The sequence below is a fragment of the Sodalinema sp. genome, assembly GCF_046483825.1.
Taxonomy (GTDB): domain Bacteria; phylum Cyanobacteriota; class Cyanobacteriia; order Cyanobacteriales; family Geitlerinemataceae; genus Sodalinema.
Genome location: NZ_JAWOCL010000268.1, coordinates 1 through 10,613 on the forward strand (window position 1 = coordinate 1; position 10,613 = coordinate 10,613).

The 10,613-nt window shown below is 46.6% G+C and carries 11 protein-coding genes and 5 pseudogenes; 7 read left to right on the forward strand and 9 right to left on the reverse strand.

What is annotated here, in order from left to right:
• A pseudogene (locus tag R6U67_RS16925) lies at positions 1-202 on the forward strand (glycosyltransferase); the annotation flags it as partial.
• Here the strand turns inward: R6U67_RS16925 and R6U67_RS16930 are convergent.
• The 5 genes and pseudogenes from R6U67_RS16930 to R6U67_RS16950 all read right to left on the reverse strand — a co-directional run bounded on the left by R6U67_RS16930 (position 149) and on the right by R6U67_RS16950 (position 4,939).
• Positions 149-454 (reverse strand): hypothetical protein, encoded by a 306-nt coding sequence (locus R6U67_RS16930; RefSeq protein WP_410253639.1) that lies wholly within the window; start codon positions 452-454, stop codon positions 149-151. The pseudogene R6U67_RS16925 and the gene R6U67_RS16930 overlap by 54 nt on opposite strands.
• A gap of 107 nt (positions 455-561) precedes the next feature.
• Positions 562-2,217 (reverse strand): hypothetical protein, encoded by a 1,656-nt coding sequence (locus R6U67_RS16935; protein WP_410253641.1) that lies wholly within the window; start codon positions 2,215-2,217, stop codon positions 562-564.
• Positions 2,214-4,211, reverse strand: a complete 1,998-nt coding sequence (locus R6U67_RS16940; protein WP_410253642.1) for a hypothetical protein — start codon at positions 4,209-4,211, stop codon at positions 2,214-2,216. Before R6U67_RS16940 ends, R6U67_RS16935 begins: the two co-directional genes overlap by 4 nt.
• Before the next feature lie 161 nt (positions 4,212-4,372).
• The gene (locus tag R6U67_RS16945; RefSeq protein WP_410253643.1) at positions 4,373-4,576 is read right to left on the reverse strand and encodes a hypothetical protein; all 204 of its coding nucleotides are present in this window, start codon (positions 4,574-4,576) and stop codon (positions 4,373-4,375) included.
• 3 nt (positions 4,577-4,579) lie between these two features.
• Positions 4,580-4,939, reverse strand: a pseudogene (locus tag R6U67_RS16950) (type II toxin-antitoxin system VapC family toxin).
• A 61-nt stretch (positions 4,940-5,000) separates the two neighbouring features.
• Between R6U67_RS16950 and R6U67_RS16955 the strand changes: the two are divergent.
• Positions 5,001-5,123 carry a hypothetical protein gene (locus tag R6U67_RS16955; RefSeq protein ID WP_410253644.1) on the forward strand — a complete coding sequence of 41 codons (123 nt, stop codon included), beginning with the start codon at positions 5,001-5,003 and terminating at the stop codon, positions 5,121-5,123.
• A gap of 572 nt (positions 5,124-5,695) precedes the next feature.
• Here R6U67_RS16955 and R6U67_RS16960 read toward each other — a convergent pair.
• Both R6U67_RS16960 and R6U67_RS16965 read right to left on the reverse strand, forming a co-directional pair.
• Positions 5,696-6,019: a hypothetical protein gene (locus R6U67_RS16960; protein ID WP_410253645.1), complete on the reverse strand. Its 324-nt coding sequence runs from the start codon at positions 6,017-6,019 to the stop codon at positions 5,696-5,698.
• A 110-nt stretch (positions 6,020-6,129) separates the two neighbouring features.
• The gene (locus tag R6U67_RS16965; RefSeq protein WP_410253646.1) at positions 6,130-6,993 is read right to left on the reverse strand and encodes a hypothetical protein; all 864 of its coding nucleotides are present in this window, start codon (positions 6,991-6,993) and stop codon (positions 6,130-6,132) included.
• 367 nt (positions 6,994-7,360) lie between these two features.
• Between R6U67_RS16965 and R6U67_RS16970 the strand changes: the two are divergent.
• The 5 genes and pseudogenes from R6U67_RS16970 to yidD all read left to right on the forward strand — a co-directional run bounded on the left by R6U67_RS16970 (position 7,361) and on the right by yidD (position 9,647).
• Positions 7,361-7,558, forward strand: a pseudogene (locus tag R6U67_RS16970) (DUF433 domain-containing protein).
• Between the two features lie 321 nt (positions 7,559-7,879).
• Positions 7,880-8,269 (forward strand): hypothetical protein, encoded by a 390-nt coding sequence (locus R6U67_RS16975; RefSeq protein ID WP_410253647.1) that lies wholly within the window; start codon positions 7,880-7,882, stop codon positions 8,267-8,269.
• Positions 8,266-8,679 (forward strand): type II toxin-antitoxin system VapC family toxin, encoded by a 414-nt coding sequence (locus R6U67_RS16980; protein ID WP_410253648.1) that lies wholly within the window; start codon positions 8,266-8,268, stop codon positions 8,677-8,679. Before R6U67_RS16975 ends, R6U67_RS16980 begins: the two co-directional genes overlap by 4 nt.
• 320 nt (positions 8,680-8,999) lie before the next feature.
• Positions 9,000-9,272, forward strand: coding sequence for a heavy metal-binding domain-containing protein (locus R6U67_RS16985; protein ID WP_410253649.1), 273 nt, complete (start codon positions 9,000-9,002; stop codon positions 9,270-9,272).
• A gap of 3 nt (positions 9,273-9,275) precedes the next feature.
• On the forward strand, positions 9,276-9,647 hold the full coding sequence (gene yidD, locus R6U67_RS16990) for a membrane protein insertion efficiency factor YidD (protein WP_410253650.1): 372 nt from the start codon (positions 9,276-9,278) through the stop codon (positions 9,645-9,647).
• A gap of 447 nt (positions 9,648-10,094) precedes the next feature.
• Here the strand turns inward: yidD and R6U67_RS16995 are convergent.
• Positions 10,095-10,175, reverse strand: a pseudogene (locus R6U67_RS16995) (PEP-CTERM sorting domain-containing protein); the annotation flags it as partial.
• A gap of 172 nt (positions 10,176-10,347) precedes the next feature.
• Positions 10,348-10,613, reverse strand: a pseudogene (locus tag R6U67_RS17000) (hypothetical protein); the annotation flags it as partial.

Consider the following 10,613-nt stretch of genomic DNA (forward strand, 5'->3'; position numbering starts at 1 on the left):
GGGGAATAGCTTTCTTGAGGTTCCGCTGAATGAGTTTATCTCCCCACAGCAGTTACTCGAACCGTTACAACGCTCATCAACGGCGGGTTTGGGGGATGTCTGGCAGCATCTGATGAGCGAAAGCACCCATCCACCGCTCTATTTTTTGTTAAACCATCTCTGGCTGCTCTTGGGGAAACCCTTGCAGCCAGAGATGGTTTAACAAAAAATAGAGCGGTGGATGGGTGCTTTCGCTCATCAGATGCTGCCAAACATCGCCAAGGCCCGCCGTCGGGGAGCGTTGCAACGGTTCGAGTAACTGGTCCGGGGAGATAAACTCATTCAGCGGAACCTCAAGAAAGCTATTCCCCAAACTAAAGACGAGGGTGGCACATTCATCGGTCCAAGGGGGTAACGTTCCTAAACCGATACATCGTAATACTAGCCCCAGCAGGAACCAGGCAAAAAGTCTCATGAGCAAGAATTAACAGGTTAACAATAGCTAAATCCTGAGAACATCCCGATGAAGGAGTTTTCTGGCGCTTAACTCTCCGATTGGCTTTGGGCTTCCAGTCTAGCCTCTCATTGAGCCGCTCTCGGCTGACGCCGCTCATAGAGCCAGAGTTGAACCCCTCCTTGCAACTCAAACGAGTCTGGGAGGCGGCGGAACTCCTCAGCAATGGTTTGATTTTGAATAAACGCCTCCGATATTAGGCGTATCATAGTCTGAGATTGCGATCGCACCACCTGTTCATCCTGCAACTCAATCAGTTGCGGCGGCGTCGCCACAATCACCACGTCCGCCTCTGACACCGTTTCCAAGGGAGAGACGGGGCCATCAAAAATGGCAACGGGGAGTAACGTCAACGAACTGTCAAATCGTTGAAACGCCTCCGACTGAAACATCGACGCATTCACCTGATTCGAGGCCGCTAACAGAGCAATAGTTTGCTGCTGCTGGCTCAACGCCTGTAACCGTAGCAACAGACGCTCCAATTCCGCCGTATCCTGTCGTACCAAAGGGGGGTGAGCCTTGGCCAACAGAGGCTTGAGGGAAACTCGGGCCAAAACCGATTCCGAGGGAGAATCCGAAACCAACGGCGACATCCCAGTTGACAGCATCCCCAACCCCGACGAGAAATTCACCAGCACATAGGCCCCCAACAGCACCAATCCCCAACGCCGTTGCACCCTATCGAGTAACACCTCAGTAAACGCCAACAGGCCCAACACCAACCAAGGCGTTAGATGTAGCGTGTAGTGAAGATTGCCATACCGCAACTTCAGCAAGACAACGGCTAACGATAACCCGGCCGCCATCCCCACAACCCGCCAACCGAGCTGGCCCCAACGCTGACTGACGAGCCATCCCACGATGGCCATGGCCCAAAGTCCCCAACCGTAAGCGGCTCCCGTGCGCGAGAGCATCACCCCCAGCGGCAGACTCCAAAGCTGATAGCGACTGCTAAAATCTGTTGTCATCGCCTTCTGAGTGAACTCCGGGGCAACGATAGCCATCACAATTAGACTGACGATGCCCACCATCGCCAATCGTAACCACAGAATTAGGGATTTTTGCCAATCTTTCCGAGAGCCGAAACGTTGCGATAGGGCCGCCGCCAGCAATACCGTTAAGGCAGCATAGGCAAAATGACGACGTAGGAGAATACTGAGGGCAATCATCGCCCCCAGGACCAGAATTTGCCAAGGTTGCCGGAGGCGGGGATAGCGCAGATAGAGCCAAGTTGCCCAAACCAAGACCATCGCGCCGCCAATGTCGGGATAGCCGCGCAACATGGGAATCCAGGTCATGGGCAAGAGTAGGGTTAAAACGGTGGTGAACCAAAAGACAGGTCGTTTTCCCCACTGGCCTAAATGGCGCAAGGGGAGTTCTGTGGCAATGGCCCCCATTCCCAGAGAAAACGGGATGAGGTAGACAAGGGCCAGACTGAGAATATAGGCCAGGCGACGATGGTCTCCTAACTGGATAATGGGTAGGAGTGGCAAGATATGCAGGCCATTTTTCTGTTGGCTCAGGCTTTGGCCCAGGAACTCCCAGCCGTCACTGGGGGACTGGTTGAAGGCTTCGGCGACGAGAATGGCGTAGTTATGATAGTCGGCGTAATCCCACCAGTAAAATCCCGTTTCGGGAGTGATGTAGCGGATAACGAGGCTGACAACGGTCAGCAGCAGGAGGAGAGCGGCGAGGCCATCGCTGGCGCGGAGTTGGGTCATCAACGAACTTTGAGATTCTCTAACGTAACGGGGGTGGGATGGGTTGGGGTGAGCGTTAGCCGCAGATAGGCCGCGTCGTCGGTGGGGGTGAGACTGAGGGATTCCCGGAATGGGGATTCCCGGAATGGCTGGGGAGACGTGATGGGGTCACCGTTGGCGTTCAGGAGTTGCACCGAGATGGGAACGGCCTCGGGGGTGGGTGTCATCTCGACGGTGACGCGCCGGGGATTGGCAAAGTTGCCGATATAGAGGAGATGGACCGGTTGGGAGAGCGTCTCTAGGCTCAAGTTCGCGGGATTGCTGCCTTGATATTGGCCGCTGAGGGGGGTGTTTGGGGTGAGATTGACCCAGTCTGATTGTAAACCGGGGCGATCGCGGAATCGGGATTGCATCTCAATTAGGGTTTTGACAGCGGTTGGCCAAGTGGTTGGCCGTCGTCGCTGGTAGAGGGAGACGCGGACATTCCCATCGAGGGCGAAGGTTTGGGGCAGTCTCTCAAAATCATCGGCGATCGCCCAGGATTCTGTAAAGACCTGATAGGGAACTGCAATCACCTGTTGCTGAGTGAGAGGGAGATGATATTGCAAGGGGTCTGCTAAGACAATATACTCGGCGGCCAAGAGGGGTTCGAGGGGATAGATACTATTGGAGTCGGCGGTGGGAAGTCCGATAATCTCAATTCCGCAAGGAATATGACAGTCGAGGGGAATGGAGTCTGGGGGATAACGCCGCCAATGCGCATTACGAAGGAGGCCCCGATTGAGATGACTCGAGGCGGCGATGAGGTGAAGTGGCTCATCGTTGGGGGTGAGTTGATGTAGGGTGTCCACCAGGCCCATCAACTCATCATAATCATGGCGCACCAGGGGCGGATGGGCGCTGGCGAAGAGTTTGCGCCCTGGAAAGGGTTGAGTTCCCAGGGGAGTTAGGGAAAGCAGGAGATTGAGGAGAAGAACGCTCAGCAGCAGTTGATGGGAAAGGCGAGGTAAGGAAAGCCACAACAGGGTCAAACTGAGGATGACGAGGGGCGTGAGATGGAGGGTATAGTGAACCGAATCATAGCGTAGCAGAAAGACTTGGAAGGCGATCGCCAACCCGCCCCAAAGCATCAGAAATGCGCCCACCTTCGGGGGTATCAGTCGCCGTCGCCAACTGCGCCCAAGTCCCCAAATTGCCAAGGCCCAAATGAGATAGCCATAGGCTGAGGCGAAATAGTCAAGACTTTCGGGAATGGGGAAACTGAAGGAGGCGTAAACGGCGCGATGGTTGGCGGTGAGAGCGCGATAGGTAAAGTCTGGCGCAACGGCAACGAGCAAACCGAGGCCGGCCAGGGTCATGACGGCCATATCGCGGCTATAGCGTCCCAGGGCGGCGCTGAGTTGGCCAGGGGAGTTCCAGGTTATGGGGTTCAGTCTATCCCATAATTCCACTAGGGCGATCGCGCCCCCAACGGCCAAGCCACCATAGGCGAAGTGACGGCGAAACAACACCGCCAGGGCCAACAACCCCCCAATGGCGGCAAAGTTCCAGCAACGCCGTTGACGGAGATAGACCCCGCTGGCGGCGACAACGCACAGCATCCCCACGCTATCGGGAAATCCCCGCCAGAGGGGAATCCAGGTCAGAGGCATCAATGCGCCCAGGGCCAGGGCGCTCTGAACGGATTTTTTGGGCTTGATGTCTTGACAAATGAGGCGAGTTATGAGTGCAATTAGGCCAATAAAGGGTAATCCATAGACGACGGTTAGGGCGGTGATATAGGCCAGCCGTCCAGTTCCAAAGATTAGCAAAATCGGCAATAGGGGAATGATATAAAGAAGATTATAATCGGCGTTGAGGGAGTTTAGAATCCGCTCGATGCCCGCTGAAAATGAGGTTTGAAAAGCTAAGATGAGTTCTGTGGTTCGGTGCTGATACACCACAAAGTCAGTCCAATATAATGGAGTTTCACTGAGGACGTAAATTGCGGCTACTGTCGGAGGTAAGAGCCAGAACAAGTATCTCCCACGGGGGAATCGGTTTACGCTCATTTGGTCTTCAGGACACAGGGGTTAATGTTATTGCCTTGAATATAGCGTATCCTGGTCTAGTGAGGTACGGTAGGAGCAATGGGTGTACCAGGTATGAATGTCTTGTGTTGTCATACCGTCTTGTCAACTCACATGGGGTCTAGCACCGTCATAAAAAGTTTTAATCGGGTTGACAAAACTGGCCTGTGACTCGTTCGTATTCGTCCTCTAGCAACCCTTTCTGCTTCCTTTTTGCGGAGGTCTTCAAATATGGCATTCAAATCGTAGTTGAAAGACTTGGCATAGTGTTCACGAATTTGATGGATTTCTTCGACAATTTCATCGTTCCACATAGACTAATCTCCCATCAATTCGTTTGGCGTACAGAGAACAGGCAAAACATAGCCATAATCCAGACTAATTTCGGCTAGTTTTCCTTGAATTTGGGCATTGGCGATATGCTTGCAGTTCCATGTTAACAAATAACCCATACCGTGAACAGTGGCGGCAGCGATGTGGATCGCGTCTATCTTGGCTTTAGGGGGCAAATTGCTTCGGGTTAACAATTGTGCGGCCAAACCTTCTACTGCTTGATTTAAAGCCAGCAAAGGAAAATTACCTAAAATCTCTAGTCGTTAGCCGGCGATCGCTGGATCTCCTTGTGCCACTTCGTCTAAAACGGCTTCTAAGGCGATCGCGATATGCCGAGAAACCAGGTTTCTAGTGACATCTCGCTCAAGAGAGTGCATCCCTTGGAAAAACCCGGTTTCTATATTGATGTTACAACCATTGGAGGATTGGCGCGATCTCCTGGCTTGTCGGGTTGGCAAAACCGGCCTGCGAGTCGCTCGTATTCGTCCTCTAGCAACCACATTTTACTTTCTTCGTAAGTTTCACTGACAAAGATAGATTTATAGTTTTGTGCGGAATTTTGAATCGATAATCTACCGAATTCTTATTTAATTAAAGTTAAAATATAAAGGAATAAAAGCCAAAAATTTACCCAGATTTTGGCAAATTTCTATTGTGTTTCTTCTATAAAAATAATCCCTAGCATTTGTATTTGTCTTTTGAATTTTCTGCTACCCTCCTGTCCAGTGACGAGGAACCTCTTCCACAAGTCATCCTTGGTGAGATTAACTATTTTCATTAAGGCTTTTAACGTGCCGATTTTTAGGTCTTGATTACGGTGGACAGGAGATGAATAATGGCGTTAATTTTCATACATTTAGCCTCATCACGTTCTTCAGTTTAGTATAGCTGGATTAGAGGTGACAGTCTGGGATGGCTGAGAGGCGATCGCCTTTTGATTCTTCCAGTCTGCTGGCGTTATGATTTAGCCCACTTCCCTTCGTCTCTGAAGGAGATCCGCGAACGGGCGATCGTGTGATATCTGAAGTTGACATCCCCCCAGTCTGCTACAGGTCCAGGTCATCCCAGGTAATCTCTCGCTTTGGCGGCCAGAGATATCATTAGTAAACAGTTTTCTGCTCATTTCCCCAGCCTTCTTGAGGCGTCACCTTTCCTTCTAACTCGCGAACTCGCCTCACTCGGAAGACAATCCGCTCTTTCATTCTGCTAGCTCCCTGAGTGTCAATACAGTAAAAACCGATAATAATCCCAGCAAAAAAAGCAGGCTGTTTCTGACCTCGGTGCAAATACAACTCGCGATCAATCAACTCAAATGCTTTTTCCCGTCGAACTGACCAGTCTCCACTTTCCCACTCATCCCGTTCAGGGCAAACTTGGGTTAAGTTTTGGACATGCTCTCGCTCAACAAAATGAATTTCTTTCATGATTAAACAACCTTAGTTAGGATGAGGTTTAAAGATAAATCAGAGACGAAAGTTGAGAATGTGTCTAACTTCAATTTGTCCGCTTTGCCAACTTTCAATGATAAGCCAGGTTACTCAATTTGACTCACAAATTTTTCAATATCCGATAGGTAGCTTGTTTTTCCTTGCAAGCCGGGATGACCTTTAACTTCATCGAGGACATCTTCTAAAATACCTGAGAGGAGTTGGTCATTTAAGCGTTTAAGTTCTTTGAGTTTATCAAGTTCTTGCTGATTGTTGTTACGAGAGGGTGCAATTGTAATTAGGTCATAGATAGCACGTTTCAGGCTATTCCGTTCTTCGTCCCAATCTTCTTTTCCTGAATTGATGTGATTCACTAAATCGGTGAAAGACGAGGCAATTATACCTAGGGGTTCTTCTGGGTCGTAGAAACAAACAAATCGATCTGCGACATCACTTTCATCAAGATCCTCATAAAAACTTGTAAACTTAGACTGACGTAAACCATACCATACAAATGGCTGAAAATCTTGCCATCTACGGATAAGACGAGTTGCCCAATCGTCATGATGTTGGGGCAGTAATTTTATTGCTTGTAAAGCCGTACCCTTATGATTGCTAAAATCTTCTTCATATTCATCAATTATAAAGTGTGCATCTGTATACAAGTCATCAAATGAACAGTCCCATCCATCTTTTTCTAAAATTCTCAGACAAGCCGGAATAATATCATGGCTCATAGCATTCGCCAAAAGACGTTCTCTAAAATCTCCCCAGGCTTGCTCGGGTGTAATTTCAACTTCTTGTTCTGTGTCTTCGTCAATAGTGAAGTAATGTAATTTTTTATCTTTGCCTCTCCGTAATATGGCAACATCGTAAGTTAGATCAAATTTTTCTGGTTTAGCCACAAACGTGGGGATCGAGTAGCTTCCAGTAATATAACGCTCTGACTTATGCTTGCTAACTTTTGTCATGATAAATCCATAAGTAAAATACCACTTTATTCAGTTTAACATGTACAAAAACATCGCTCTTGGCTGTAACTATTCTTAATGTATGGGGTGAATAGCCAGGGTAAACGCATCAAAAATGGTATAAATTGTACTTGACAAAAAGGGAAAGACTAGGGATGAACCCAAAAACCAGTCTAGCATGGATCATGGATCGTGGTCATTGCCCTGTTGGCCGTCCTATTGGATCAGAGTTCAGGGAGTCAGAAAAGCGATCGCTTCGACCAGGCTCAGATATCACTCTCGTCGCCGGTTAGTTTGATGCTAAAATAGAATGAGTTATGCTTAAAAAATTGGGAAATAGCAAACCATGATTAATTAGCAAGAACAAATTGAGAAAAACCCAAATATTTGTCATGGCAAACCTTGTATTAAAGGAACCAGAATTATGGTTTCGGTCATCCTGGATAACCTGGCTTAGGGATTGACATTAGCAGAAATTGTTGAGGACTATCCACCGTTAACTTCAGACAATGTACGCTCGGCAATTGCTTATGCGGCGGCACTAGCAAGAGAAGAAGAAAAGTAAAACTTATTTTAAAGTGAAAATTAAAGTTATAAAACCACCGCTCCCCCGGCTGCTAAGATTTAAACAGATTTAGGCTGTGTCACCCTCTGCCAAAAATGATGAGAATCACTCAAATATCTAAGGTAAGATAGAGAGAAGGAATAGGGGTCTTCTGGGTTTAGGGTGATAAGGAAAATTTATGGCAGATTACATCCGTTGCTGTAGGGGCATAACCCACCCCTACCCCTCCCAGGAGGGGATTTTTCGCCCCTACAATTTTGTATCAAATGCAACAAATTACACCGTATATCCTGAAGACCCAGGAATGGCGCGTTTCAGAGAATGGCAGTATTTGGCAAAAAGTGGCGTGGTATTTCCCCTGTAACGCCCCTGCTTTTTGGCTCAATGGCATCGTTGTCATTCACAGGTATTGGAGTTAAAATCGGAGCAAGCTCACTCAGTAAACTCATGTCAGAACATACCCTAATTCTATCTGAACAAACGTATCAAGCCCTCCTCGAAGTCGCCCAAAAACAAGGGGTAACTCCCGAACGTTGGATTTTATCTCAACTTGAACAAGCGGAACCTGAATCGGAACCGTTATCTGAAAAAATTGGAGATTTAATTGGGGCGATCGATAGTCAAATGGAACCTCATCATCAAGTTCAGTCAACCGATTTTGGTGAACAAATTGCCAGAAAATTATCTAAACAAGGACTGCGACGACCATGATGTTAGTGGACACTGGGCCGCTCATTGCTCTGATTGATAAAGGCCAGGGAGACACCCATGTTAAATGTGTTCAAACTTATAAAACGCTAACAGGTTCTATGTTAACAAGATGGCCTTGTTTTACTGAGGCGATGTACTTCTTGTCAGAATTACGAGGTTGGTCAGCTCAGACTATTCTATGGGAGTTCATCAATAGAAAAGCCTTGTATCTTCATACCGCTAATGAGGCAGAATGTCAACGCATGAAAGTTTTGATGGGAAAATATAAAGATATACCTATGGATTTAGCCGATGCTTCTCTGGTTGCTGTGGCAGAACGTCAAAAAATTAAGCGAATCTTCACATTAGATAGTGATTTTTATGTTTATCGACTCTATGATAAAGATGCTTTTGAAGTTATCCCAGGATAAGAGCCAAAAAACTGTGTTCAGAAACCCGGTTTCTAATTCTGGGGGATATGGCATCTGCAACCACTGGCTTTAAATGGCTCCCCCATCTGCTAAGATTGAACCAAGAAATTTAGCTTAGGAGAGTTTACCATGAATTTAGTGATTTCTGATGACCTAGTAAACGCGAGTGGCTTTTCTAAAAATGAGCTATTATCTGTATAGAAGTATACTCAAGATACATTGATTTATGTAAACAAATCTTAAATTTAATGCTTTTAAATAAAATTACGGTATATCATATACTATGAGAAAAACATAAATAGAATGAAGAGGAAGCTAAAATGATTGTGAGTTCTGGTGGAATTTGTCAAGACTATGAAGTGATGGGCTTAGTCGTCGGCTTCCATAGCACAGCAGAAGGCTGTAGCGGTAAAGTTGATGTCTCTAATGCGTATCAGATGGCTTTACAGCGACTTCAAGAAAGTGCAGAAGCCAAGGGAGCCAATGGAGTAATTTTTGTTAATTTTCAGAATCGTCCAGGGACTAAAGCTGGATGTAGTACCCCTACGGAATCTCTCGACATTTTTGCTTGGGGAACAGCGGTCAAAATCTAATCTATGCTTAAAACTACTCGACTTGATTGGATTCTTAATAAACTGGCAATATTAGGAATCCTTATTTATCAAGGGATAGGCCGTCGCTTTTACAAGCGAACTTGTTTGTTCGAGCCAACCTGTTCTCGATATGCTGTGCAATGTTTCAAAAACCATCCATTTAAGCAAGCATTAAACTTAACTCGCTCTCGGCTATCTGAATGTCAAGGGACCTATTCGTTGCGTTTAGACCGTCAAGGTAAGGTGGAAATGATTACTCATTCCGGCCGAGTTGTTACTGAAGCAGAAATCAGTCCGATCATTGGCTTGAAATTGAAGCAGTTTTCTTTTATTTCGGATACCAATCTAAACTCAGATCAAACCAATTCAACATAAAATAGACTGGTTAATATGGGGTAGAGATAGTTATGTCTCCTTGTTGTTGACCTTGTATCCTCATCTTCTCAACTTATTTTTCATTTGACAACACCAAAAAAGTGAGACTTAGGGGGGCTTTCAACTCCAATACCCAAAATAAAATTGTGACAAAAAGTAATGTCCTGTAGCTAAAAAGGTGAAAATGTGGCAAACTGGGGGCTAATATCAACAAAACTATAACCTAATTGGACAGCTATGGAGATTCAGGAAGCCTTGCAGTGGACCGATCGCCTGATTCTAACAACTACGAGAAAACACTAAGATACCCTGCAACGCGCTATCTTAGAGGGAGCTTGGCAAGGGACAGGATATCGATGCTTCATATCAAACTCCCCTTCTCCTGTTTTGGGAGAAGGGGAGCCGGGGAATGAGGGGAATCCGCGCCGAAATGTACCCCGCACAGTACTAGGCTGACTGACGGTTTTTCCTCACGGAAGTCAGACCCACTATCCCCAGTACCAAAAGCGCGATCGCACTGGTGGGTTCGGGGACGCTTTGCGAGTTATCATCGCTGGGCGGATTGTAATTTGATAAATCAAGATACGACTCCTAGCTGTAATATGATGCGCATCCTTCAATAACCAACTTGGTTTCCAAATTTCCTATTATTCAGATTATGGTTGGAGGTTATCCTTAGCTCTAAACTCCAATTACTGAGTTAATAATTGTTTAATGCACGTGAAACTGCTTGTTCTAGTTTTTCACACTCATCAATCAATTTCAAAACAGTTCTCCCAAAATATTGAACATCTATTAAACTCATCTCAGCATTGTGCATAATTGAGAAATGATGTTGGTCTCCGATTTCCTCAATTGCCCAAAAGCCAATTTTAAAAGTTGAGTTTTGGGAAAGAAGAAGTGTGGATAGCCAACCTGGAATACTATCTTTTTCTCTAAACTTTACGCCACTAGGACAAGAAAACT

Coding starts and splice junctions, on each gene's coding strand:
- R6U67_RS16955 (WP_410253644.1), top strand. CDS start 5,001: ATGTTACAACCATTGGAGGATTGGCGCGATCTCCTGGCTTGTCGGGTT.
- R6U67_RS16960 (WP_410253645.1), bottom strand. CDS start 6,019: ATGAAAGAAATTCATTTTGTTGAGCGAGAGCATGTCCAAAACTTAACC.
- R6U67_RS16930 (WP_410253639.1), bottom strand. CDS start 454: ATGAGACTTTTTGCCTGGTTCCTGCTGGGGCTAGTATTACGATGTATC.
- R6U67_RS16985 (WP_410253649.1), top strand. CDS start 9,000: ATGATTGTGAGTTCTGGTGGAATTTGTCAAGACTATGAAGTGATGGGC.
- R6U67_RS16945 (WP_410253643.1), bottom strand. CDS start 4,576: ATGTGGAACGATGAAATTGTCGAAGAAATCCATCAAATTCGTGAACAC.
- yidD (WP_410253650.1), top strand. CDS start 9,276: ATGCTTAAAACTACTCGACTTGATTGGATTCTTAATAAACTGGCAATA.
- R6U67_RS16965 (WP_410253646.1), bottom strand. CDS start 6,993: ATGACAAAAGTTAGCAAGCATAAGTCAGAGCGTTATATTACTGGAAGC.
- R6U67_RS16975 (WP_410253647.1), top strand. CDS start 7,880: ATGGCAGTATTTGGCAAAAAGTGGCGTGGTATTTCCCCTGTAACGCCC.
- R6U67_RS16980 (WP_410253648.1), top strand. CDS start 8,266: ATGATGTTAGTGGACACTGGGCCGCTCATTGCTCTGATTGATAAAGGC.